This window comes from Candidatus Zixiibacteriota bacterium (assembly GCA_018820315.1).
Taxonomy (GTDB): domain Bacteria; phylum Zixibacteria; class MSB-5A5; order JAABVY01; family JAHJOQ01; genus JAHJOQ01.
On sequence record JAHJOQ010000073.1, the window covers coordinates 18,622 to 44,360 of the forward strand.

A 25,739-nucleotide genomic window follows, 5' to 3' on the forward strand; every position below is an offset into this window, starting at 1 on the left:
ATCAATTCTCCTGCACAGCGTCGGGCAAGACTGTCTCGTCGCCGCCCAAGCCACCGTTACGCGTCGAATCGCTGCTTCCGGCGCAGTTGCCTATGTCTTTGGGGCGAGTCCCAAATCGCGAGAACCAGATTGCTCCATATCCGATACAGAGCACAGCTGCAACTACGGCTGTGCCGAATCCAAAGAAAATACCAGAGGCAACTTCAGCCCCTGTCACCTGGAAGAACCCGGAAATGAGCCACAGCAACATGAAAGCAATGACTCCCATTATCATAGTCATGAATCTGGATGTGAACCTGAGACTGCCGGAGGTTTTTCCGAGTCGCTGGCCAATATAGTGCGCAGTCCCTACCGTCCCCAGTATGGTTGCGCCTACTATCGCAAATGGATATATCAACACGGCTACCGGAATGCCAACAATAGTGATGCAGAGTAGCACAAAGAAGGGACCTATTCCGAGAACCAGGAGAAAGCCCACCAGCAGGTTCTTTGCGGCACCTCTTTCAATCTGATACTTGATGCGCTCCACAGGCCTGCGGAATATCACCATGACCAGGAATGAGAAGACTACAATATAGAGCGCCACCATGAACCAAGTGAAAAGTCCCGGCAGACCTATGTCACCGCCGGACGGGAACGGGAAATATTTGGGGTCGAACTTCTTGAATCGTCCCTGGACTTCCGCACCCGGGTCTTTCTGAATCCTCTTTGCAACAACATCGCCTGTCACAATCGCGTTTGGTCCCAGAGTGACTGACCCGGTAGAGAATATCGTACCATCGATCACGCCATCGACTGTTACATTTCCGCCGACACAAACAACGTCACCGTCCACTTCATCATCGTATGCTATGTAGACATCGCCGAATTCAACGATAGGCGGCTTTCCACTTCCGGGTTGTGGTGCGTCATATGGTGGATCGTAGTCGAGTTCGTCTTGAGGCGGTTGAAAAACATACTCGTTGCCATCTACGTCGGTTGCGCGGATGCCATCATCGTCGATACGGATTTCAACGAACTTCTTGCCCTCAAAATACAACTCGTCAAGAGCACCTGATTCGTCGAGAGCATCCAATTCGTCCAAAGCGTCGAGGGCCTCCTGTCGCTGGAGTTCTTCTAGCTCCTGCGCCTTCTCAGACTGATCTCTCGCCTTGTCAAGAGACTCCGACTGATCAAGTTCCTGAAGGATAGAATCGATTTCTTCGACATCGGGAGCGGGCGGCGGTTCAGGTGGCGCCGGCAGTCCGACCGGGACCAGAACAGCCATAATCAGCAGTATGAGGAGCGCACGGGTCAAGATTACCTCTGCTTTTCGTCCAGTTCAGAGCTGGAACTTAAGTCTGAGTTGACAAATTGGAGATTGGCTACGACTTGCCAGGGAAGATTAGACAATGTTAATGTTTTCTTGCACATGGCTTTGTCCTACCGAATCGACTTGAGCTTCTTCTTCAGCAGCTCTCGCGCTCTGAATATTCGTGCCTTGACTGTCCCGACAGGTGTACCAAGTATATCGGCGATCTCTTCATACGACTTGTCGTCCCTGTGCCTGTAGATGATAACCTCCCGATACTTGTCCGGCAGTGAATCAATAGCCTCGTCAATGGACTGGAGCTTCTGCTTTCGAACCAGGTTTCGCTCCGGGTCCCATGTCCGGTCGGGCAACTCGAATTCTACCTGACCATCCTTGGTTTGGATTGGCCTGTCAAGCGACAACGCCTCAATCCGTTTCTTCCGCACGAAGTCTATTGCACAGTTGGCGGCGATTTTGTACAGCCACGTCGAGAATCGGTATTCGGAGCGATATGAAGCAAGTGCATTGAAGGCCTTCATGAAGGTCTCCTGCACAAGATCCTGCGCTTCATCCTGATTCCTGACGATCTTCGTGACTACATGGAATATCGCCTTTCTGTGTCTGACCAAAAGGGACTCATAGGCTTTCTGATCGCCCTCAAGAGCCCTGGCAATCAGAAGATCGTCTTGAACCTGCTTTTCTGGTCCCTCTGCCATGAACTTACGATTCCCGTAGCACTATGTTTCACAAATTCAAGCTGTAAAATAGATTGCATCACCACAAAATACAAACAAAATCTGTTTCTCACCTGTTAGCCTCGATCTGACCGCTCTGTTTCAATCCTCAACTGATGGTCTTGAATGTGATTAGCTCGCTGCATCGCATTTGGATCGGTTTGAGGCTCACATTTTCAGTGTCTGATCGAGCAAGGCTTGCCATGACGATAGTTATGGTCGATGTTCCAGACTCTTAGCGAGTAGTGAGGCCGTCCGGTCCGGTGAGGCGCGACGGGCTGAGACAATTTGATGGGCGCGAGCGTCGAATGACGTCTCGATCTCAATGCACTCGATGCCAGGAGAAGGCCGGGAATACGCCACTATGTTGATAAAATCCCATTATTTATGGATAGAAACCACTTCGAAGACCAAGTCTTTCGGCAACCATTCGGATCGTCTTGTGCGCATGTGGGTATAACATATTGTCTTGCAATATGTTACTGTACTGCGCGATTGATCGGATTTTGAGCAGCTTTGCGGCAATCCTCTTGCTCAATACCTGTGAGAGGTCAATTATCGAAATGCAAAACCGATAAATCTGTTAGGGACTTTGCCCTGACAGAACGGCTGGAAGGGTGAAGTAAAATGGGCAAGGGAAGAAAAGACACATTCAAGCTGCCAAAGAAGACATTTTGGCATTTGTACAGTCTTCAGGGTCTCGAATCTGAGAAGTTTGTCAAAGTGGTGAACAAGATCCTGAAAAAAGAGTTTACACTGATTAAGTAACAAAAGGCCGTTTTGGCGGCAAGTCGGCAGCTTGTTTCGGCGTTAGGAAGTCCTTTGGGAAGCGACGGGGCTTGCTAAAATGCCCTCAGGGATGAAGGTAGTCGAAATATTTCTTGACAAAACAGTTCAACACTGATAACATGCACGGAAATTTTGGCCGTGGTAGAGGACGCGCGAATGCAACGTAGGAAATACACCATACTTGTCATCCCCAATGGGAAGGGCAAGTCTTACCGTTTCTCGGTCGATTCAGTTATCCTGACATCACTCGCAGCATTCTCGATAATATTCGCCGCGTTCACTTTCTTCTTCTCGTACGATTATTTCTTCGAACAATTTGACAAGAGCAAGCTGGCACATCTTCAGTCAGAAAAAGTACTCTTGTGCAATAAAATAGATGGCATGAGCAGCACGATCATCGATCTGCAGGATAGCTATGAGAACATTGTCGATAAAGAAAAGGCTATCCGCGCGATATTCGATTTGCCAGATATCGACCCGCAGGAAAGACAGCTCGGTATCGGTGGTCCGGAACTGTTCGATTACACAGATAAGAGCGACGCGGAAATGCTGGCGTACCAGACCGAATCAGAAATCGATGAGCTGGTACGGCTCTCGACTTTTGAGACGCAGCAGTTCAAAGCAATTTATGAGAAACTTCTGGATAAGAAGGATGACCTGGATCACATGCCGTCGATCATGCCATGTGCCGGTTATCTCACGCGCGGGTACGGAATCAAGAAGCATCCCATTTCCGGTTTCAAGAGTCTGCACGCAGGTCTCGACATCGCCAATCGCACGGGGACTCCGGTGTATGCTACCGCCAGCGGTGTTGTCTCGTCAGTCGGCAACAATGGACGGCTCGGGAAGACAGTCGTGATTGATCACGGCAACGGCATCAAGACGAAATATGGCCATCTCAATAAATACACTGTCAAGAAGGGCACGAAAGTCAACCGTGGCGACAAGATCGCCGAGATGGGAAGCACCGGTTATTCCACCGGCACTCACCTGCACTACGAAGTACAACTCAACGGCCAGTCGGTCAATCCTCAGAAATTTGTTCTGTCACCCGAGATGGTGAACGAGCATTCTTCGGTTTACTAGATTCTCCCTACATATATTTGATTGCGTGGAGCGGGTTAATTCCTTGCGGATTGGGTGATACTATCTTGGGCACTCGCATATTATAACCACGCCTCGCGTTGTGCGTGGCGTGGTTTTGATTTACTCAATGTCCGAATGGCTCACAATTCTCGCCAGGTGCATTTTACCACGGTGGATCGCAGTTAATGACCGGTTCAAATCCACTCGAAAATATGTATGCTATTAGATATACGACGTCGTCGATGTCAACCGTATTGCTGGCATCTGCATCGGCGCAACAGGTAATCGGGACTGGTGGCCATCCGCCTGAGAAAATATACGCGATTAGATAGACCACGTCGTCGATATCGACAAATCCGCTACCGTCAGCGTCACCCGGAACGCACCACTGCCCACTTGCACCACATTCGATGCCGTTGGCAAATGTCCAGTGTCCTCCCTTGTCGATAAGCTCCTGCAGTTCATACAGTCCGTCAAGGCGGGACGCGAGCACCATACAGGTCACCGTGCATTCTCCCGGTTCAAGTTCAACATCCTGAGCGATGATATAGAATGAACTCAGGTTTTCTATTGAGTCTGGGTCACCTGCTACGAATCCCGCGTGCGTAGCCATGAAGGTGCCTATCTCGGCAGGCGTATACCCGTTGTTTGGATCAACCCAGTTGTCGTTTTCAAGAACGGCTGCACCTGCGATATAATCGACATCGGCTGCTGCCTTGATCTCCCAGGGACCGAATCCTGCACCACAACTGTAATTCTCCGTCGGTGATCCGATCGGACCGAACTGATAGACTTCGTTTCTCCATGGGTCTGCACCGGATCTGTTATTCACTCCGCCAGCGCCATCCGGGATATCCCAGTCGATACCTTCTCCCAGATGTATCCTCACAGTCGTGTCAGCATTGTTGCAGACCTCGATTCGCTGGACCATAACGCACGTGTCGGGATGCATGGGAATGTAATACTCGATACCACCGACAACAACTGTGTCAGGTGTAGCCCATTGACAGCTGGCCTGTGTGTAAGTTGGTGTATGAGTAACTGCCAACACACTCATCGGGATCAGGCTGACTTCGCTGTCTGAACCATCATACATCGAGAACCATGTTGTGCTGGGATCATTAGCATAGCTGATCACCAAACTCTGGTCAAACAACATAGACTCGCCTATGTCATACCAGTATAAGTTCCCTTCCTCTGACAGATATCCTGTCCCTGTCCGCGTATGGTTCCAGACCGCTATGGACCAGCAGAATGTTCCCAGGAGTTCGTACTCTGGAACACTGAAGCTGCTCGAATACTCTTTTACATAGCCTCCTTTGATCACTTCCGATGAATCTGCGAGCTTCTGCAGACTGAGCGCTTTCGACTTCGACAAGCCCTCATCAGCCAGGAGGCCCCAGAGCATCGTCAGGGCTGCGGCTATACAGATGCTGGTGCCCTTATGTACCACTTGATCCTCCTTCAATACGATATCGCCCGTACCGGAACAATCCGATCGTACTGTGCTACACTGATTGGATATCAACGTCGGTGAGGAGGTTTATTGCCACAGCATTTGCTTCCAATGCGAGATGCCAAGATTCGTCATTCATACCTGATGAATGCTCAGCGACTTGATCTGAACGCAATATAGATTCTTCATTCCCTGCTGTCAAGAATAGTGACTGTTATTCTCTCACGTTCCTCGCGGAGTCAGATCGGACTTGGCGTCACCGAGAGCAAGTGACGTATAATTACCTACATGGGTGATCGAATCCTCTATAGGAACTCTGCGCGAATGATGCAGTTCTAGAAAGTGAAGGCTGTTTTGCCCGCGAATGGACTCACTTGCGGGCAGCAAGAAAGTCAGGTGTATAAGAATGAATAGGAATGCGCCAGAATCGGAAGCTGGGAGGACTGCTGCGATCTCCGAACAGGGTTCGGCAAAGCAGGGTCAGACCCCGACAAATGGCGCACGGAACACGAAGGATAACAGTGAAGAGGAGACCTTGCACCTGATCGGACTCGTCAAGGCTGGAGACAACCGGGCGTTCGGAGAGCTTGTGAATCGTTATCAATCTCAGGTCGCCAACATCGCCTATCGGATGGTAAACGATTATGACGACGCCAAGGATGTTAGTCAATTGGTGTTTGTCAAGACCGCCGATAATATCAACAGCTACGATCCCTCCAAGAGGTTCTCGACATGGCTTTACAGAATTACAGTGAATGCGTCGATCGACTATATTCGCAAGCACAGACGTCACAATCATGAACATCTCGACAATTACGCAGACTCGCTGGAAAACCTCGATGCATCTCCGGCTCAGGTCTATCAGATGAAGCATCTCCGCTTCGCGATTCTGAAAGCCGCTGATCGACTGAATGCGAAGCAGCGAGCGGCCTTTATTCTGAAAGATATGGAGGGGCACGAGGTGAGCGAGGTGGCTGAGATACTCAACATGCCGGAAGCGACCGTGCGTTGGTATATCCACCGGGCAAGACTTAGGTTGAGACGTGAATTAAAAGGGCAGTATTCTCTTCGAACGTTCGGAAGCGAGATGGTGAACAGCCTCATTAGAAATTGATGGTCCGCTCACTGTGAAATCAAAGCAGCACAGCTACTGTGTGCACTAGTATGGCTCGTCTTAGCTCCGCTGAACGAATTGTGCCCCGACACCACAGGAACTTTTTGTCTGTACGGTCATTAATTGTTATATTGTCCAACGTGGCTCAATATTGATTACTTGTGGATGGGGAATATCATGAAGGCTGTCAATTCGATTCTTGAAGCAATAGGTGGAACTCCGATGATGCGGATCAACAATCTGGTCCCGGATGGATGGGCTGATTTGTACGCAAAGGCGGAATATATGAATCCCGGTGGCTCTGTCAAAGACAGGATGGCGCTCTATGTCATCGACGACGCCGAGAAACGCGGGCTGCTCAAACCGGGCGGAACAATTGTCGAGAATACGTCGGGAAACACGGGTGTCGGTGTGGCGATGGTCGCGGCGGTTAAGGGCTACAAGGCGATACTGACCATTCCCGACAAAATGTCACGCGAGAAGATAGACAGGCTGAGGGCATACGGCGCCGAGGTTATTGTCACTCGGACAGATGTTCCACCAGATTCGCCGGAGTCATACTACGAGATTGCAAAGCGAATTGCAAAAGAGACTCCCAATTCATTCTATCTCGATCAATACCACAACCCGAAAAATATCGAAGCTCACTACAACACCACCGGGCCGGAAATTTGGGAGCAGACCGAGGGCAAGCTCGATTATTTCGTTGGTGGAATCGGAACCGGAGGGACAGTCTCTGGAATCGGGAGGTTCCTCAAGGAGCAAAACCCCAATATCAAAATCATAGCTGTCGATCCTGAAGGGTCGGTGTTTTACGACTATTTCAAGACGGGCAAGCTGATAGAGCCTCATGTTTACAAGCTTGAAGGCATCGGCGAGGATATGCTTGTCAAGGCGATGGATTTTGATGTAGTAGACGATATCATTCAGGTCAAAGACAAAGAGTCATTCCTGATGGCGAGGCGTCTGATGACGGAAGAGGGTATCTATGCGGGAGGATCATCCGGCGCCGCGATGGTTGCTGCTCTCAAGGTTGCTGAAGAAGCGGGCAGAGGCAGGATGGTAGTGACACTGTTCCCCGACTCTGGCGACAGGTATCTGTCGAAGATGTTCTCGGATGAATGGATGCGCGAAAACGGATTTCTCGACAACGACAACATTTCTGGCGACGCACAAGAAGGATCTCGATATGAGCAAAGACAAAACAAGGTTTGAAACACGAGCCATTCACGCCGGACAATCTCCGGATCCATCCACAGGCGCAATAACAACACCGATATTCCAGACATCGACATATGTTCAGGAGGGTGTCGGAGGACACAAGGGCTATGAGTATTCCCGCACTGACAATCCGACCCGCACAGCGCTGCAGGAGTGCCTTGCGTCACTCGAAAACGCAAAGTACGGACTGTCGTTTGCTTCCGGGATGAGCACGATCTCGACGATCATGAATCTCCTGAAAGCGGGCGATCATATCGTGTCATCGGATGATGTCTATGGTGGCACGTATCGGATCTTCGAACATGTATTTCGTGACTACGGCCTGAAGTACGATTATGTGAATATATCGAATCTCTCTGAAATAGAGAGCGCAATAAAGCCTGAAACAAAGATGGTCTGGGTTGAGACCCCCACTAACCCGCTGCTGAAAATCACCGACCTCAAAGGTGTAGCCGAAATTTGCCGAAAGCACAATCTCATTTCCTGTGTAGATAACACTTTTGCGACCCCATACTTCCAGAAGCCTCTTGATTACGGCATTGATATTGTGATGCATTCGGTCACAAAATTCCTCGGTGGGCATGCGGATACGGTCGGTGGAGCGCTGATGACATCGAGTGACAAACTCTATGACCGTCTGAAGTTCTGCCAGAATGCCGTCGGAGCAATTCCGGGACCGTTCGACTGCTGGCTGGTACTGCGGGGCGTGAAGACGCTTGCTGTGCGCATGGAGCGGCACGCACAGAATGCCGGTCAAATCGCGAACTGGCTGGAGGCGCATCCTAAAGTCAGGAAAGTCATATATCCGGGATTGAAGTCGCATCCGGGGCATGAGATTGCTAAGAAGCAAATGACCGGCTTTGGCGGGCTCATCTCGTTTGAGATCGACGGTTCGCAGGCGGACGCAGTCAAGTTTCTCGAAAATGTTAAGCTGTTTGCGCTGGCCGAATCGCTGGGAGGTGTCGAATCCCTGATCGAGCATCCCGGTCTGATGACGCATGCGTCTATTCCGGCTGAAGTGCGGCACGAGAAAGGGCTCTCAGACAGTCTCATCAGGATTTCGGTCGGCATCGAGTATGTCGACGACCTGATAGCTGATCTTGACGACGCGTTGGCTAATCTGTAGCGCTATGGTAAGGCTCTACTATAAGAATGGCTTGGGATAGTGGTATCGAATTAACTGGAGGTTATATGGAAAAGATGAAATACACATTCGGTAAGCTGACGAAGATGACTTACGACGAGGCGCTTGCAAAGCTGCCTGATCTCCTCAAGGAAGAGGGTTTCGGAGTGCTCACCGAGATCGATGTCAAAGAGACGATGAAGAAGAAACTTGATGTCGGATTTCGGAAGTACAAGATCTTGGGTGCATGCAATCCGAAGCTTGCATATCAGGCATTTCAAGCCGAGATTGAGATCGGCGCTCTGCTTCCGTGCAATGTGATAGTGTATGAAGATGACAGCGGCAAGGCTGTTGTATCATTCATGGATCCGCTGATGGCGCTCGGGTTCATTGGTAATGAGAGCCTGTCAGGCGTTGCTAAAGAAGCCAACGATCGCCTAAGAAGAGTACTGGACAAGATTTGATAATAACTGTTGTCTGATCCGGCGGAGCCTCATGAAACCAGTTTACTTAGATTATAACGCCACGACTCCGATCGATCCCGGTGTTGCCGACGCCATGCTGCCGTTTCTCCGGGATGATTTCGGCAACCCGTCAAGCGGGCATTACTATGGATATCGCACACGCGCGGCGGTAGAGATTGCGCGCTTGCAGATCGCCTCTCTTCTCGGTTGTGATTCCGATGAAGTGATATTCACAAGTGGCGGCACCGAATCGAACAACTACGCAATCCGGGGATATGCCTTTGCGAACAGGCATCGAGGACAGCACATAATCACGTCTCAGATCGAACATCCGGCGGTGCTTGAAGTCTGCAGCTACCTCGAGAAGCACTGTTTCGACATAACGCGCCTCCCAGTCGATGAATTCGGTATGGTGAATCCCTCGGCAGTGGACGATGCGATTCGCGCCGACACCATTCTCGTGACGATCATGTTGGCAAACAATGAGGTAGGAACAATCCAGCCGATTGCTGAAATAGCAGAGATTCTCACCGACCGTCAAATCGGTTTTCACACCGATGCTGCTCAGGCTGTCGGCAAGATTGCGACGCGTGTTAACGATCTCGGAGTCGATATGCTCAGCATAGCGGGGCACAAGCTATACGCACCGAAGGGGATCGGCGCGCTGTATGTCCGTCGCGGAATCGAAATCGAGAAATTTATGTTCGGCGCCGATCATGAATCAAATCGACGTGCAGGCACCGAGAATGTGCTCGAGATAGTCGGTTTAGGCAAGGCATCCGAACTTGCACACGAGAATTTCGATAGCTATGCCTCAAGTATGCGCCGAACACGTGATCGGATGCAGGAGCTTCTGCTTGCCGGGTTCCCTTCGATGAAGATTAACGGTCATCTTGAGAAGCGACTGCCGAATACCCTCAGCGTCAGCTTCCCCAGAATCGAAGCAAACATAATCATTTCTGAGGCTGCCGGTGTTGCAATATCTGCCGGAGCGGCTTGCCATACGGAATCTGTTGATATATCACACGTGCTTGAAGCGATGGGTATCCCTGAGGATATTGCCATGGGGACATTGCGGATTTCAACCGGCAGATTTACTACCGACAACGACATCGAGAAGGCTTTCGAGGAGCTGAGCCGAGTTGTGAGTGGACTTTTGTCTGGCGCTAGCGGGAGTGATGGCACATCTGCGAAGCAAGGGGAGTATAAGCTAACCCGATATACACACGGACTTGGATGTGCGTGCAAGCTGAGACCACAGGTGCTTGAATCAGTCTTGAGCAAACTGCCGATCCCGGATGACAAGAATGTCCTGGTCGGGACAGAGAACGCCGATGACGCCGCAGTGTATCTAATCAGCGATGATCTGGCTATCGTGCAGACGGTCGATTTCTTCACTCCGGTCGTGGACGATCCATACGATTTCGGTCAGGTGGCTGCAGCCAATTCGCTCAGCGATATATATGCAATGGGTGCGAAGCCTCTGTTTGCCCTGTCCATAGTAGGCTTCCCATCGAATCGCCTACCACAGTTTGTCCTCGAAGAGATACTGCGAGGTGCGCATGACAAGGCGAAGGAGGCGGGGATATGCATCATCGGCGGTCATACAGTTGATGACACCGAACCCCAATATGGCCTGGCCGTTACTGGCAGTGTGCACCCGTCGAAAATCTGGATGAACAGAGGTGCACGCCCCGGTGATAGCATCATCCTGACCAAACCGATTGGCATCGGCATACTGAGCACAGCCGCTAAGCAGGGGATGATCGATCAGCCCAGCATGGATGAAATTGTGCTGCACATGTCTACGCTTAACAAAGGCGCTGCAGATATTCTTGCGGACTACTCCGTTCATGCGTGTACCGATGTGACTGGTTTCGGATTAGCGGGACATCTTCATGAAATGACTCGCGCCAGCGGGGTAGAAGTTGAACTCGATTCTTCAGTCATTCCGGTGATAGGCGGCGCGCGCGAAGCGGCTGTGGCTGGTGCGATTCCGGGAGGCACTGTTTCGAATATGGAATTTATGGAGGGAAAGATCGAGTGGGATGACTCGGTCGACCGCATCGCGCGGACTCTTATCTGCGACGCCCAGACTTCCGGCGGCCTCCTGATTGCGCTGGATAGTGCTGATGCTCCACAGGCAGTCCGGGCGCTTCAGGATGCCGAAGTGAAATACGCGGCTATCATTGGAAAAGTTACCGGAACCGGCGCGGGGAAGATTTTCGTCAAATAGTACAAGATATTGGAATGAGAAAGCCGGGACAGAGTCCCGGCTTTTCTATTTGCAGGTCAAGAACCGAGCGATAGTGTCTGCTCGTCTGACTATTCCTTCTTCTTTTCGGTGATGACCTCAGGCTCCTTCTTCTCTTCGCCTTCACCTTCACCGGCGCCTTCACCCTCAGCACCTTCGGCCACTTCGCCTTCAGCAGCCTCTCCGGCAGTCCCGGCCACCTTTGCAACAGTCGGGGCGGCCACGGTCACTATGACTTGACTCTCATTAGTGACGAGCTCCAGCCCTGATAGGTCAAGGTCTCTGGCATGAACAGAGTCACCGATTGCCATTTCAGAGACGTCGATCTCGATGAAATCTCTCATATCGGTCGGCAAGCAGGCAACATCGATCTGTCTCCGGGTGAACTCGAGGATTCCTCCCATGGTCTTCACGCCGTCCGGAATTCCTTTTAGATGAATGGGAACGCTGACGGTGATTTTCTTGGTGAGAGAAATCTGCTGGAAGTCAACATGGAGCATTTTGCTCTGAATCGGTCCGCGCTGGACTTCTCTAATCAAGACTTTGTAAGGCTCACTGGTTTTTCCCTCTATAGTCAGATCGATCAGAATATTATCCGATTCGGACTTTCTAAAGAGGGCGGCCAGATCGCGCAGACTAATCGCTATAGGGATCGCATCAAGGTCGGGACCATAGACGACGGCTGGTAGCATGCCCTGCTCGCGTAGCTTTCGGGCAACGCCTTTGCCAGCGTCAGCGCGCGGTACCGCGGTTAATGTTCTCGTTTCCACTTATTGGCTCCTTTGCATTATTAATCGAAGAGTATTGAAATAGATTCTCTATTGGAAATTCGTCTGATTGCCTCGCCGAAGAGCTGCGCCGTGGACATAACCCTGATCTTAGAACAATCCTTGCTCTTGTCCTGATCCAGGCTATCGGTAACCCAAAGCTCCTTGATCGGAGAATTCTCTATTTTATCGATGGCGTCGCCTGAGAAGAGACCATGCGTGCAGCAGGCATATACTTCCGAAGCGCCCCGGCTGATGACCCCTCGGGCGGCATCGGTAAGTGTTCCAGCGGTGTCGCACATGTCATCTCTGATTATCACCGTCTTGCCCTCGACTTCACCAATGATGTTCAGAACTTCTGACTTGTTATAATCAGGCCGTCTCTTGTCGACTATCGCAAGACCGCAATGCAGTGAATTCGCGAATGCTCTGACCATCTTGACAGATCCGATATCGGGAGCGAGCATGACGAGATTGTCGAACCTGCGGCTCCTGAATTCATTGAGAAAGACCGGATTTGCGAACAAATGGTCAGATGGTATATCGAAGAACCCCTGGAGTTGGGGTGCATGAAGATCGAGCGTCACGATCCGGTCGGCGCCGGCAACAGAGATCACATTTGCGACGAGCTTGGCCGTAATGCCGACTCTTGGACGGTCTTTCCTGTCCTGCCGACCGTAACCGTAATATGGGACGACCGCCGTCACTTTATCCGCCGAAGCCCTGCGGGCTGTCTCAATAAGCATGAGTAATTCAAGGAGGTTCTCCGCCGGGGGATTGGTTCCCTGGATAATGAAGACATCGTGACCGCGAATGTTCTCGTTAACCTGGACGCGAAACTCGCCGTCCATAAAATTGGTCGTTTCTGTACTTGTCAGAGAAATGCCCAGATAACCGGCGATTTTCTCAGCCAAAGGCTTGTTGGATCGACCTGCAATCAGTTTTATGGGTCCCGGCATAGTAAAACCACACTCCAGCGTAATCAGTAATTTAGCCCACAAATATACCGAAAATGCGGTGAAACGCAACAGAAAAATCGCCTTCATTACCCTTGACAGGCATGGCGGCGTAAGTTAATATCAGAACAGAAGAAATCTAACAACAGGAGGTCGGTTTGAGGAAATTTAGCGTCACCCTGATGATCACCCTAATGCTATCGGCAAATTCTTACTGCATGGATCTTTTCCAGTCTGATTCAGCATTCATTCCGGACATTGAGACGTTTATGCAGATAGGATGGTCATCGGACGGCAGCATATCTCCGGATGGGAAGATTATACTGTTTATGACCTCGTTTACTGATGCGAATCAGCTCTTCAGGCTCACACCGGAAGGCTGGCCGTACCAATTGACAACATTCAAGGACGGGATCGATTTCTATTCTCCATCGTACGACTTCAAGTATGCTGTTGTAGGAGCGTCGGTTGGAGGTAATGAGGATGCCCAACTCTACCTTCTTGACGTGATGACCGGCAGGATTAAGAAGCTCACAGATAGTCCTGAAGTCAGGTACGGAGCTCCGATCTGGACACGGGATGGCAGTACCATCTATTTCCGCTCAAACAAAACAAATGGTACGGATTTTCAGGTCTGGAAGATGAATATTCTGGATGGTGAGGAGATCCTGGTTCAGGACAAGACTGGATATAATGGTCCAGCAGGTCTGAGCCGGGACGGCAAATATCTCCTGACTTACACCTATACATCAAATGTTGATAACAATTACTATCTCTATGATCTTGCGACCAGCGAAGAGAGACTTCTGACCCCGCATGAAGGCGATGCGATGTGCGAATCGTTTTCGCTGACTCCCGATGGCACAACGGCCTATATCGTTACAAATGCCAATGAAGATGGAATCGCAAGACTCGCCAAAATGGACATTGCTTCTCTGGAGATAGAGTTCCTTGAAGATAACTCCAAATGGGAGAACGAAGGTTGCCTGCTTTCTGACGATGGCCGCTACCTGGCGTGGCGTGTAAATGACGAGGGTTATTCAAAACCTTATATCAAAGATATCAAGACCGGCACGATGCTCCCCACACCTCCACTGGAAGGCATGTTCGGCGACGGTTGGATGTCTGAGGTGAAGAGCCTTCTCTTCTCATTCAATTCTCCGACCATGGCGCCCGATTTGTGGCTCTGGGATTGGGAAACGCAGACCTTGAAGCGGATCACGTATTCAACCTATGCCGGGATCGACCCAAGCCTCTTCACCGACCCCGAACTCATCCACTACGAGTCATTCGACGGGCTTGAAGTACCGGCATTTATCTTCCTGCCCGCGGGTTACAAGGGTGGCGAGATTCCGTTTATCATCGATGCCCACGGCGGCCCTGAGGGACAGTATCGACCGAGTTTTGCCCGACATTTCCAATATCTCCTCCTTAACGGCTATGGCATTCTTGCGGTCAATCCTCGCGGATCCTCGGGATACGGTCGGGATTATATGGCGATGGATGATTACAAGAAGCGCCTGAATTCTATCAAGGACTATGCCTGGGCGGCCAAATGGCTGATCAAGAACGGCTATACCAGAGAGAGCATGCTCGGCATCAAGGGTGGCTCGTACGGAGGCTATGTCGTGATGGCGTCGCTCACCGAATATCCGAGTCTATACCGAGCAGGCATCGATAATGTCGGGATCGTGAATTTTGTGACCTTCCTTCAGAATACGAGAGATTACCGCAGAGCAATGCGAGAGTCAGAGTATGGTCCTTTGTCGGATTCGGCTTTCCTCTCGTCGATCAGTCCTATTCATAAGATGGATAAAGTAAAAGCTGCTCTGATGGTTGTGCATGGCGAAAACGATCCGAGAGTGCCGGTCGGTGAGGCGAGACAAATAATCGACGCGATGCAGGCCAGGGGAGCGGAAGTCGTCAGTCTGATCTATCCCGACGAAGGGCATGGCATTTCAAAGCTTTCGAATCGATTGGATTACTATAGACAGATGGTCGATTTCTTTGATAAGTACCTGAAGTCGAAATAGCCGATCCGGCATGAGCCGAGTTTGAGGGTGGGAGCGATCCCGCCCTTTTCTTGTGGATTTTCTCTGTTTTCGGATGTATTTGATAGAGGAACAGCTGGGGCTGCAGAATCGTATAGAGCAGTGGGCGCAATACTTTTGTTGACAGAGAGAAGGTAAGATTGCAATATGTTTAGTAGGTCGACTCGTATACAAGAATGCAGGGAGGTGTTTGATGATAGGTAGGACGCTGGCGTTAGCCTTGGTATTTCTGATTCTCGCCGCGTCGGTGTTCCCTCTTCCCCCGAAGGCCAAGGAGGTCACCGTCCTTGATATCGATGGTGCCATCGGACCGATTGCGGTGAAGATGATTAAGAAAGCTATCAAGGTGGCTGAGGATTCAGGTTCTGAGGCGCTGGTGATTCGCCTCAACACGCCCGGAGGGCTAACCAACTCGACCTGGAAGATCACAACTGCCATATTGAGCGCCGATGTGCCGGTGATCGTCTATGTCTGGCCGCCCGGGGCGAGGGCTGGTTCAGCGGGTGTGTTCATCACGTATTCTGCGCATATAGCGGCAATGTCATCCGGCACCAACATTGGAGCAGCGACACCGATCCAGATGGAAGGAGAGATGGACTCGACGTTGGCGAAGAAGGTGACGAATGATGCCGTGGCCAATCTTCAATCCATCGCCGAGAAGCGAGGGCGCAATCAGGAGTGGATTGAGAGAGCAATCAGGGACGGTGAATCCATCACGGCAAGCGTTGCGCTGGACTCGAATGTTGTCGACCTGCTCGCGGAGGATATCTCTGAACTGTTGTTCAAAGTTGATGGAATGGAAGTTGCCCTGCACAGTGGAGATACCGTGACATTGTCTACGAAAGCGGCTGTGACGGTCAAAGTGGAGAAGAGCTTCTCGGAGAGGATACTTGAAGTGATATCTGATCCTAATATAGCTTTCATTCTCTTCACTCTCGGATCGCTCGGCCTTGTCATGGAGCTGTACAATCCAGGCGCGATCGTACCGGGTGTTGTGGGGGGCATCTGCATCATTCTGGCATTCTTCTCATTCCAGACACTTCCGATCAACTACTCCGGCATTGCGCTGATTATCTTTGCTATCATACTCTTCCTGCTTGAGATAAAAGTCCCATCGTATGGGATTCTCTCGATTGGTGGTGTTGTCTCGCTGGCTCTCGGAGGATTATTCCTGATAGATTCTCCGGGCCCGTATATGGAAGTCTCGAAAGGAGTGATATTCTCTGTCGTAGCCGTCACTGCTGCATTCTTCATGATTGCAATTCGGTATGTATTTAAGGCGCACCGAAGGCAGGTAACGACCGGAGGAGAAGGACTCATCGGTCTGACGGCAGAAGTCAAGGAGAGGATAGATGCAGAGGGATTGGTCTATGTCTCCGGTGCCCTGTGGAAAGCTGTCAGCGATGAGCCGCTTGAAGTCGGAACCAAGGTAGAGGTCGTCAGCGTGGACGGTCTGATCGTTAAGGTCAAAAGGAAAGCATAAAGAAGGAGGGATCGAATGATTTCGACATATGGAATAACAATCGTCGTACTCGCTCTGTTCATACTTGCCAATGCGGTAAGAATACTAAAAGAGTATGAACGCGGAGTGGTCTTCAGGCTCGGTCGTGTGATCGGAACCAAGGGACCCGGGCTGATTCTTCTGATACCGATCGTCGATAAGATGGTGAGGGTGTCGTTGAGAACTGTCACAATGGATGTTCCGCCACAGGATGTGATAACCAAGGACAACGTGACGGTAAAAGTCAACGCTGTGATCTATTTCTCCGTAATGGATGCAAACAAGGCTATCATCGCAGTCGAGGATTTTCTCTATGCTACTTCACAGATAGCACAGACGACGCTTCGGTCGGTATTGGGCGAAGTCGAGCTGGACGATCTCCTGTCGAAACGCGAGGATATCAATCAGAAGCTGCAGCACATCATCGATGAACAGACCGAGCCATGGGGTATCAAGGTGTCTGTTGTTGAGGTTAAGAATGTCGATCTGCCACTCGAGATGCAACGTGCAATCGCTCGTCAGGCTGAGGCAGAGCGTGAGAGAAGAGCCAAAGTCATCCATGCTGAGGGTGAATTTCAGGCGGCCCAGAAGCTTGCAGATGCGGCTGGCATCATCTCCACGCAGCAGGGTGCGTTGCAGTTGAGGTATTTGCAGACCCTGACGGAGATTTCGAGCGAGAGGAACTCTACGCTGATTTTCCCGCTCCCGATTGAGATGCTGGGCGGCATGCTTAAGCGAGATTAGAGTCCTAAGATAGCCGCTGCTATTTCAGTACGGCATCTCCAGGTTCTGACATGCTGAGCGCAGTGAACAGCGATCGCCAGTCTTTGCCTCAGCTGCCGGGAACTCTTGGCAAATGGCCGTGTTACGCGAGTCATTGGTTGGGAACTGTCTCAACAGACTTGTGGATTGTGAGTCTTCAGGGGCTGCAGACAACTCACTATCATGGATATATTTGGTTCCAGATTTATGTTGACAGAGCCGATATCAAGATAGTATTCGTGATCTTTGCATTTTGAAAGGAGTTTCTTGTATGTCGCTGACGAATGAAGATATCCTGAGGAAGATCCGAGACAACGGCGTGAAATACATTCGCCTCTGGTTTACCGACATCCTTGGTCAGTTGAAGGGCATGTCTATTACATTAAGTGAGATAGAAAACGTTCTCGAAAGCGGCCAGGGTTTCGATGGTTCGTCTATCGAGGGCTTTGTCCGCATCGAGGAATCTGACCTCATGGCCTGGCCCGACCTTGATACGTTTACGATCTTCCCGTGGGATCTCGGTGGCGAAAAAGTAGCAATGATGTTCTGCGACATCAAGAACCCCGACGGGACTCCCTACGATGGTGATCCTCGCTACTGTCTGCGGCGGAATTTGGAAGCTGCAACAGAGCAGGGGCTGACTTTCTACACTGGTCCGGAGTTGGAGTACTTCTATTTCAAGAACAGCGAGAATCCCGAGACAATGGACAAGGGTGGCTACTTCGATTTCTCTACTGTCGATGAGGGCGTTCGTCTTAGGAAGAAGACCGTGAATTTTCTTGAGCTGATGGGTGTTCCTGTCGAATGTTCCCACCACGAAGTTGCGCACAGCCAGCACGAAATCGATCTGCAATATCAGTCTGCGCTTCGCATGGCAGACTGTGTCCAGATATATCGCCTGATCGTCAAAGAGGTCGCCCAGCACGCAGGTTATTATGCAACGTTTATGCCAAAGCCGATACTGGGTCAGAACGGTAGCGGCATGCATGTTCACCAGTCGCTTTTCAAAGGCGATAAGAACATCTTTTTCTCGCAGGAGAACGAGTACAATCTGTCGGCTGAGGCAAAGCACTATATCGCCGGCTTGCTCAAGCATGTAAAAGAATTCACTCTCATAACGAATCAGTGGGTTAACTCATACAAGCGACTCGTTCCGGGATTCGAAGCTCCGTGTTATGTGTCGTGGGGGCGGCGTAACAGATCGTCGCTGGTAAGAGTGCCAATGTATCGGGTCGGCAAAGAGAAGGCGACAAGAATCGAACTTCGATCTGCCGATCCTGCGTGCAATCCATATCTTGCGTTTTCGGTTATGCTGGCTGCGGGACTTAAGGGCATCAACGAGAAGTACGCGATTCCGGCACCGGTTGAAGACAACATCTTTCATGTAGAGCCGGGCGACTTCAAGAAGAGAGAAATAGACGTGCTGCCGAATAGTCTCGAAAATGCGATCAGGGAGACTGAAAACTCTAAGCTCGTGCGCGAGACTCTTGGGGAGCACATTTTCGGCTCATTGATTGCCAACAAGCAAGTGGAATGGGACAGCTACCGGGTACACGTTTCCCGGTACGAACTTGACAAATATCTGCCAATGCTGTAAACTCACTGGATGAATATCCAGCGTGCCTCGGCTGAGGAAATCCACCGGAGGACGGTTTGCGGCGAGCTTGATCCGATCGAAACTGCCGAAATCTTCTCGGATTCTGCACAGCGCTCGCAGGCTAACCTTAATAGTTTCATTGCGTTAACGCCATACCTAGCCCTCAGGTCTGCGGAAGAAGTGAAATCTCGCCTGGAGAAACGCGAATCCCTCGGCAGCCTTGCCGGTGTTCCGGTGGCTGTCAAAGATAACATCTGTCTCGAAGGATACCCCACAACTTGCGCTTCGCGCATTCTCGCCGATTTCAGGCCGCCATACAATGCCACAGTGGTCGAAAAGCTAATTGATGCGGGAGCACTGATTATAGGAAAGACGAATCTCGATGAGTTCGCGATGGGCTCTACCACCGAGAGCAGTTACTTCGGATCGGCAAAGAATCCCCTGAATTCAGAGTATTCACCCGGCGGATCATCGGGGGGCTCCGCTTCTGCGGTTGCTTCCTTTCATGTGGCGGTAGCGCTCGGGTCAGATACAGGCGGTTCGATTCGCCAGCCAGCCTCGTTGACAGGGATCGTCGGCCTTAAGCCGACATACGGCGCTGTATCGCGCTACGGCCTCATCGCCTATGCATCTTCTTTCGATCAAATCGGTCCATTCGCGAGAAATGTCAGAGATACTGCAATGCTGTACGCTGCAATTGCAGGGCGCGATCGACGAGACTCGACATCTGTTGACAACGATACAACCAACTTGATGTCCGCCATCGATCAATTCAAGCCGGTGCGGATCGGCGTTCCGAGAGAATACTTCGGAGAAGGGCTTGATGATGATGTCGGCAGAGCAGTTGGCAGCGCTCTCGAAACGGCGAAGTCAATCGGCTGTGAGATTGTGGATTTGTCGATGCCAATCCTCGACAAAGCGATTGCGGCATACTACGTGATTGCGACCGCAGAGGCTTCATCCAACCTGGCCAGATACGACGGTGTGCAGTTCGGACAGAGGTCCCCGCGTGCGGCCGCTATGCAGGAGATGTATTCGAACACGAGATCCGAGGGTTTTGGTGACGAGGTCAAGCGGAGAATCATGCTCGGTACGTATGTGTTGTCGTCAGGTTACTACGAAGAATACTATCAGAAGGCAATGCAGGTGAGGGAGATCATTAGGCGTGATATTATGCATGCATTTGACAAAGCAGATGTCATAGTCACTCCGACATCGCCTACAGCGGGGATCAGGCTTGGCGAGAAGATTGACAATCCCCTGTCAATGTACCTCGCAGACGTCTACACAGTGATAGCAAATCTCACCGGGACATGTGCGATGTCAATACCGTGCGGTCATGGAGCGTTCGGCCTCCCAATCGGTGTTCAGGTAATCGGAAAGCATTTCGACGAGATGAATCTTTTCAGATTAGCGCACCGACTTGAGTCGGCGCTCGATTTTCGGGCGGGTGAGGATGACTGAAGTGCATCGATACGAATCTGTGATTGGTCTCGAGGTACATGCTCAGCTCGAAACCAGATCGAAGTTGTTCTGCGGCTGTGCGTCTGCTTACGGTTCACCTGCCAACACACAGGTTTGTCCCGTCTGCCTCGGGCTTCCGGGCGCATTGCCAGTACTCAACGAGGCTGCTGTGGATTCTGCTATCAAGATGATACTCGCCTGCGGAGGACAGATCAGCGCCAGGTCAGTCTTTGCACGAAAGAACTACTTCTATCCGGATCTTCCCAAAGGCTATCAGATTTCGCAGTTTGACGAGCCTATCGGAGTGGGTGGAGCGATAGTGTTCGATCTCGATGGCGAGACGCATCGTATCGGCTTGACCCGGATTCATTTGGAAGAGGATGCCGGTAAGTCTGTCCATCCAACCGAGGTTTCCGGCGATGCTATGTCCCTGATCGATATGAATCGCTGCGGTGTGCCGCTGCTTGAGATCGTATCGAAGCCGGGAATTCGCAGTCCGGAGGAGGCGTACGCGTATCTTTCACGACTCAGACAAATAGTCCAGTATCTTGGAATCTGCTCGGGCGATATGGAAAAAGGTGCTCTGAGGTGCGATGCTAATGTCTCTGTCCGGTTGAGAGACATTGATGAGTACGGGACGAGAACGGAGTTGAAAAACCTCAATTCATTCAGGGGCGTCGAGCGGGGACTTAAGTATGAGATAGACCGCCAGATAGAAATCTTGGAATTAGGCGGCAGTGTGGTTCAGGAGACGAGGCTTTGGGATGAGGACCGAAATATCAGTGTTTCCATGCGTTCCAAGGAGGAATCACACGATTATCGCTATTTCCGGGAACCGGACCTTGTCGATCTCGCTATCTCCGATGAGTGGGTTTCGGCCGTTGCAGATTCGCTCCCGGAACTGCCGCACGAGACGTATATCAGGTTCATGAGCGAATATTCACTCCCCCGATATGACGCAGAAGTATTGACAATGAGCCGCGAGTTAGCTAATTATGTTACTGAGGCGATGCGGTTCTTCCCCGACCCGAAGAAGGTCTCAAACTGGACCATGACCGAGGTGCTCGGAGTCCTGAAGGATTTGGGGATCGGTATCGACAAGTTCCCGGTGTCTCCGGCTCAGGTCGGTGAGTTGCTGAAGGCTGTTGATGATGGTCTGATTTCCGGCAAGATCGCAAAGGATGTATTTCGGCAGATGGCGGAGACGGGCGAATCGCCGTTGGTCATCATAAACAGGGAAGGTCTGCGGCAGATTAATGATGAGGATATGCTTGATGCCGTGATCACTGAGTTGCTTGCATGCAGCCGTGAGAATGTCGAAGCCTACCGCGGAGGCAGGAAGCAGATATTCAGCTTCCTCATTGGCGAGATAATGAAAGCAACAAATGGACGGGCAAATCCGGATATTGCGAACAGATTGCTCAAGAGGAGACTTGATGAGAGGTAAAATACGGGTGGCCGTCTTCATCTCGGGAGGGGGAACGAACCTCCAGTCCCTGATCGATAGCAGTCAGGCTGAAGGCTTTCCGGCTGAGATCGCCTTCGTATTGTCGAGCAATGAGGATGCATACGGTTTAGAGCGTGCTCGGAAGCATTCGATACCGACTGGAGTCATCCGGCGAAAAGACTTCGAATCAAGCGATGAATTCTCCAATGCAATCATGGATGCTCTCGAAGCTCATCGAATCGATGTCATCTGTCTTGCGGGTTACATGAAGCTGATCCCGGCGAAAGTTATTCGGCATTTCAGGGATCGTATCCTTAACATACACCCGGCACTGCTCCCCAAATTCGGCGGCAAGGGTATGTATGGCATGCGGGTGCACGGAGCGGTGATTGCGGCTGGGGAGACCGAGTCGGGACCAACTGCCCATTTGGTTGACGAGATTTACGACCACGGTGATATTGTAATGCAGATGAGAGTCCCAGTGCTGCCGGGTGACACGCCGGAGGACTTGCAGAAGCGCGTGCTCGAGGCCGAACACAAGCTCTACCCGGAAGCGCTGAGAGCACTTGCAGAGAAGATAATCTCAGAGGAAAAGAGGAAATAAATGAAGATGACTGATCAGATATGGGAGTTTGAGATATCTGAATATCCGAAGTATGCCCGGGGCAAAGTGAGGGAGATATACGATCTCGATGACAAGCTGCTGTTCATCGCAAGCGACCGCCTTTCGGCATTCGATGTCGTCCTGCCAACTCCGATTCCCGGCAAAGGCAAAGTACTTACCGCGATGTCCGTTTTCTGGTTCGATTACCTGCGAGACGTCGTGCCGAACCACTTCGTGACTGCGAACGTCGATGAGTATCCAGAGCCGCTACAGAAGTATCGTCAGATGCTCGATGGTCGCTCGATGCTGGTCACGAAGTGTCAGCGACTCGATGTAGAATGCATCGTCAGAGGATATATCACCGGCTCTCTGTTTAAAGAATATATGACCGAGCAGGATGATTCATTCAGCGGGGAAGTGGTGGTCAACGGGATTTCCTTTCCTGATGACCTCAGGGAGTCACAGAAACTCCCCGCTGCGATCTTCACGCCATCCACGAAGGCTGACAGCGGACATGATGAGAATATCTCGTTTGAGGACATGGTGCGTACAACCGGCACAGACGTGGGCGAAAAGCTGCGCCAGGTTTCGATTGATCTCTACACCAAAGCCTCTGACTATGCCCGGTCACGTGGGATAATAATTGCCGACACCAAATTCGAGTTTGGATTCAAAGCTGGCGAGCTTATCCTGATCGACGAAGTGCTTTCGCCGGATTCGTCGCGGTTCTGGCCCGCTGACGAGTACGAAGTGGGAAGATCTCAGCGGAGTTTCGACAAGCAGTATGTGCGTGATTGGCTGAATAGTGCGCATTGGGATAAGACGCCTCCTGGTCCGGCGCTTCCTGATGATGTAATCAGGAAGACATCTGAAATCTACACGCGCGCACTTGAAATTCTGACCAGACGGTAAACCGTTTGCAATTGAGAGGTAGGCATGGAAGCAGATAAGAAGAACAAAGCTGTCAGAGTTCGCCGGGCGCTGTTGAGTGTCTCGGACAAGACAGGAATAGTCGAGTTCGCGAAGAAGCTCTGCGAGATGGACATCGAGATTATCTCGACAGGCGGTACGAAACGTGTCCTGAAGGAAGCCGGTGTGCAGGTACTGCCAGTGTCTTCGTTTACGGGTGCGCCGGAGATTCTCGATGGCAGAGTCAAGACCCTGCATCCGGCGGTGCATGGCGGCATTCTCTACAAGAGGGATAACACCGATCATGTGAAACAGATGCGCGAGCATGATATGCGCGCTATTGACATGGTTGTCGTGAATCTGTACCCGTTCGAGGAGACTGTAGAGCGTCCCGATGCAACCGATGACGAAATCATCGAGAACATTGATATCGGTGGACCCTCGATGGTACGCTCGGCAGCGAAGAACCACAACGATGTTGTCGTCGTGACTGAACCGGCACAGTATGGTCCGATAGTCGAGGAGATGGCTGCCGCAGATGGGTCAATTTCGTATGAGACGCGATTCAATTGCGCTAAGAGAGCTTTCAAGCTTACGGCGCGCTACGACAGCATGATTGCGGCATACTTCGGTAGAGAAGATGCCGGAAAAAGCGACGAATTCCCCGACACTCTTAAGCCTGAATACAGCAGAATGACAAGTCTCCGGTATGGTGAGAATCCACATCAGAAGGCAGCAATCTACTCGCTTGTGGGGCACTCAGGACCATCGCTGGTCGATGCTCAGATACTCGCCGGCAAAGAGCTGTCTTACAACAACTACAATGATCTCGAGGCTGTGCTCGGCATGCTCCTCGATTTTGAAGATCCATTTGCATGCGTTGTCAAACACACTAACCCATGCGGGGCAGCAGTTGCGGAGACTTCAACCGAAGCGTACAAACTGGCATACGAGTCTGACCCGATGTCGGCGTTCGGATCGATCATCGGTATCAACCGATTTGTCGATATGGAGATCGCGATGCTCCTCCACGAGACGCCATTCGTAGAATGCATAATCGCCCCTGGATACAGCGATGAGGCTGTCGAGATGATGAGAAAGAAGAAGGCTCGTAGGCTCCTCGCGCTCCCGTCCATTGCGCCTGGAAAGCATGGAAAGGTGCGCCAGACGTTCCTTCAGGGGGGACTACTGGCTCAAACGGTGGACAATTACAGGGTTACACGGGAAGATCTGAAGGTGGTGTCAAAAGTCCAGCCTAATGAAGGCCAAATTGAGTCTATGTTGTTCGGATTCCAGATAGTGAAGCATATCAAATCGAACGCGATTGTGTTAGTCCAGGGGAAGCAGACAGTTGGAGTCGGATGCGGTCAGACTTCAAGGGTAGACGCTTCACTGATGGCTGCCTACAAGGCGGGCGACCGATCCAACGGAGCTGTACTAGCTTCAGATGCCTTTTTCCCGATGCGTGACGGCATCGATAAGGCTGCCGAGGCGGGCGTGGTCGCGATTATCCAGCCGGGGGGATCAAAGCGCGATGACGAAGCTATTGAGGCGGCAGACGAACACAAAATGGCAATGGTTTTGACGGGAATACGGCATTTTAAGCACTGACGGATCTTTTTTGCCTTGCGGTTAGGTTGATGATTTAGTAGATTTCACCTAACCGTGGAGGACACTTGGGAGAAAGAATTCTAGACATCGTGTTCTATCTTGTGCAGTATGTCAGAACGCACAATGGTTCGCTCGCGCACCTTGATGACATCTCGAAGTCACTGAGAAATCTCGGGTTTACCGAGAGCGAAATCTCATCTGCTTACGGTTGGTTTCTGGAGGAAGTGCAGTCTCGAAGCGAGAAGTTCGTGTTTTCTAACGACATCGGCAATTGCCAGCCGCGTGTATTCTCAGAGCTTGAAAGACAGCAGATTGAGCCTGCCGCTCAGGGATATCTAATCCAGATTCATCAGATGGGGCTGCTCAGCGAAGAAGAATTCGAAATGACGATTGAGCGGGCGATGATGTTGGCTCCTGAGCAAGTAGACGTCGCAGGAATGAAGATGCTCACCTCGACGGTGCTGTTCTCCGGCGCCTCTCCCAATATGGATCTCAACTGGTTCAATGTCTCGGGCGACGAGACTGTCCATTGATCTAA

At 51.1% G+C, this 25,739-nt stretch carries 22 protein-coding genes; 17 read left to right on the plus strand and 5 right to left on the minus strand.

The window, feature by feature from the left end:
- Position 1: 1 nt before the first annotated feature.
- Complete coding sequence (locus KKH67_06575) at positions 2 to 1,297, minus strand: polymer-forming cytoskeletal protein (GenBank protein ID MBU1318848.1); 1,296 nt, start codon at positions 1,295 to 1,297, stop codon at positions 2 to 4.
- Between the two features lie 125 nt (positions 1,298 to 1,422).
- Entirely contained in the window at positions 1,423 to 2,007 is a 585-nt protein-coding gene (locus KKH67_06580) for a sigma-70 family RNA polymerase sigma factor (protein MBU1318849.1), read from the minus strand.
- Between the two features lie 645 nt (positions 2,008 to 2,652).
- Between KKH67_06580 and KKH67_06585 the strand changes: the two genes are divergently transcribed.
- On the plus strand, positions 2,653 to 2,793 hold the full coding sequence (locus KKH67_06585) for a hypothetical protein (GenBank protein MBU1318850.1): 141 nt from the start codon (positions 2,653 to 2,655) through the stop codon (positions 2,791 to 2,793).
- A 177-nt stretch (positions 2,794 to 2,970) separates the two neighbouring features.
- Entirely contained in the window at positions 2,971 to 3,900 is a 930-nt protein-coding gene (locus tag KKH67_06590) for a M23 family metallopeptidase (GenBank protein ID MBU1318851.1), read from the plus strand.
- Between the two features lie 163 nt (positions 3,901 to 4,063).
- Here KKH67_06590 and KKH67_06595 read toward each other — a convergent pair whose 3' ends face one another.
- Positions 4,064 to 5,353, minus strand: coding sequence for a dockerin type I repeat-containing protein (locus KKH67_06595; GenBank protein ID MBU1318852.1), 1,290 nt, complete (start codon positions 5,351 to 5,353; stop codon positions 4,064 to 4,066).
- Between the two features lie 409 nt (positions 5,354 to 5,762).
- Between KKH67_06595 and KKH67_06600 the strand changes: the two genes are divergently transcribed.
- The 5 genes from KKH67_06600 (at position 5,763) to selD (ending at position 11,514) form a co-directional block, all read left to right on the plus strand.
- Complete coding sequence (locus KKH67_06600) at positions 5,763 to 6,470, plus strand: sigma-70 family RNA polymerase sigma factor (protein ID MBU1318853.1); 708 nt, start codon at positions 5,763 to 5,765, stop codon at positions 6,468 to 6,470.
- Between the two features lie 177 nt (positions 6,471 to 6,647).
- Positions 6,648 to 7,685, plus strand: a complete 1,038-nt coding sequence (locus KKH67_06605; protein MBU1318854.1) for a cysteine synthase family protein — start codon at positions 6,648 to 6,650, stop codon at positions 7,683 to 7,685.
- A complete protein-coding gene (locus KKH67_06610; GenBank protein MBU1318855.1) occupies positions 7,660 to 8,817 on the plus strand; it encodes a cystathionine gamma-synthase in 1,158 nt (385 codons plus the stop codon). The genes KKH67_06605 and KKH67_06610 overlap by 26 nt, the downstream gene beginning before the upstream one ends.
- A 74-nt stretch (positions 8,818 to 8,891) precedes the next feature.
- Positions 8,892 to 9,278 (plus strand): DUF302 domain-containing protein, encoded by a 387-nt coding sequence (locus tag KKH67_06615; protein ID MBU1318856.1) that lies wholly within the window; start codon positions 8,892 to 8,894, stop codon positions 9,276 to 9,278.
- A gap of 31 nt (positions 9,279 to 9,309) precedes the next feature.
- On the plus strand, positions 9,310 to 11,514 hold the full coding sequence (gene selD, locus KKH67_06620) for a selenide, water dikinase SelD (protein MBU1318857.1): 2,205 nt from the start codon (positions 9,310 to 9,312) through the stop codon (positions 11,512 to 11,514).
- Between the two features lie 89 nt (positions 11,515 to 11,603).
- Here selD and KKH67_06625 read toward each other — a convergent pair whose 3' ends face one another.
- Both KKH67_06625 and KKH67_06630 read right to left on the minus strand, forming a co-directional pair.
- Positions 11,604 to 12,302, minus strand: coding sequence for a 50S ribosomal protein L25 (locus KKH67_06625; GenBank protein ID MBU1318858.1), 699 nt, complete (start codon positions 12,300 to 12,302; stop codon positions 11,604 to 11,606).
- A gap of 20 nt (positions 12,303 to 12,322) precedes the next feature.
- The gene (locus KKH67_06630; protein ID MBU1318859.1) at positions 12,323 to 13,258 is read right to left on the minus strand and encodes a ribose-phosphate pyrophosphokinase; all 936 of its coding nucleotides are present in this window, start codon (positions 13,256 to 13,258) and stop codon (positions 12,323 to 12,325) included.
- 155 nt (positions 13,259 to 13,413) lie between these two features.
- Here KKH67_06630 and KKH67_06635 point away from each other — a divergent pair, with 155 nt between their 5' ends.
- From KKH67_06635 to KKH67_06680, 10 genes are all read left to right on the plus strand, one after another.
- Positions 13,414 to 15,288, plus strand: a complete 1,875-nt coding sequence (locus KKH67_06635; GenBank protein MBU1318860.1) for a S9 family peptidase — start codon at positions 13,414 to 13,416, stop codon at positions 15,286 to 15,288.
- Between the two features lie 211 nt (positions 15,289 to 15,499).
- Positions 15,500 to 16,789 (plus strand): nodulation protein NfeD, encoded by a 1,290-nt coding sequence (locus tag KKH67_06640; protein ID MBU1318861.1) that lies wholly within the window; start codon positions 15,500 to 15,502, stop codon positions 16,787 to 16,789.
- Between the two features lie 15 nt (positions 16,790 to 16,804).
- The gene (locus tag KKH67_06645) at positions 16,805 to 17,551 is read left to right on the plus strand and encodes a slipin family protein (GenBank protein ID MBU1318862.1); all 747 of its coding nucleotides are present in this window, start codon (positions 16,805 to 16,807) and stop codon (positions 17,549 to 17,551) included.
- A gap of 289 nt (positions 17,552 to 17,840) precedes the next feature.
- Positions 17,841 to 19,166, plus strand: a complete 1,326-nt coding sequence (locus tag KKH67_06650; protein MBU1318863.1) for a glutamine synthetase family protein — start codon at positions 17,841 to 17,843, stop codon at positions 19,164 to 19,166.
- Between the two features lie 9 nt (positions 19,167 to 19,175).
- Positions 19,176 to 20,630 (plus strand): Asp-tRNA(Asn)/Glu-tRNA(Gln) amidotransferase subunit GatA, encoded by a 1,455-nt coding sequence (gene gatA, locus KKH67_06655; protein MBU1318864.1) that lies wholly within the window; start codon positions 19,176 to 19,178, stop codon positions 20,628 to 20,630.
- On the plus strand, positions 20,623 to 22,077 hold the full coding sequence (gene gatB / locus KKH67_06660) for an Asp-tRNA(Asn)/Glu-tRNA(Gln) amidotransferase subunit GatB (protein MBU1318865.1): 1,455 nt from the start codon (positions 20,623 to 20,625) through the stop codon (positions 22,075 to 22,077). The genes gatA and gatB overlap by 8 nt, the downstream gene beginning before the upstream one ends.
- Entirely contained in the window at positions 22,064 to 22,681 is a 618-nt protein-coding gene (purN, locus tag KKH67_06665; protein MBU1318866.1) for a phosphoribosylglycinamide formyltransferase, read from the plus strand. The genes gatB and purN overlap by 14 nt, the downstream gene beginning before the upstream one ends.
- 6 nt (positions 22,682 to 22,687) lie before the next feature.
- Positions 22,688 to 23,593: a phosphoribosylaminoimidazolesuccinocarboxamide synthase gene (locus tag KKH67_06670; protein ID MBU1318867.1), complete on the plus strand. Its 906-nt coding sequence runs from the start codon at positions 22,688 to 22,690 to the stop codon at positions 23,591 to 23,593.
- 24 nt (positions 23,594 to 23,617) lie between these two features.
- Positions 23,618 to 25,201 (plus strand): bifunctional phosphoribosylaminoimidazolecarboxamide formyltransferase/IMP cyclohydrolase, encoded by a 1,584-nt coding sequence (gene purH, locus KKH67_06675; GenBank protein MBU1318868.1) that lies wholly within the window; start codon positions 23,618 to 23,620, stop codon positions 25,199 to 25,201.
- A gap of 65 nt (positions 25,202 to 25,266) precedes the next feature.
- The gene (locus KKH67_06680) at positions 25,267 to 25,734 is read left to right on the plus strand and encodes a DUF494 domain-containing protein (protein MBU1318869.1); all 468 of its coding nucleotides are present in this window, start codon (positions 25,267 to 25,269) and stop codon (positions 25,732 to 25,734) included.
- Positions 25,735 to 25,739 lie beyond the last annotated feature (5 nt).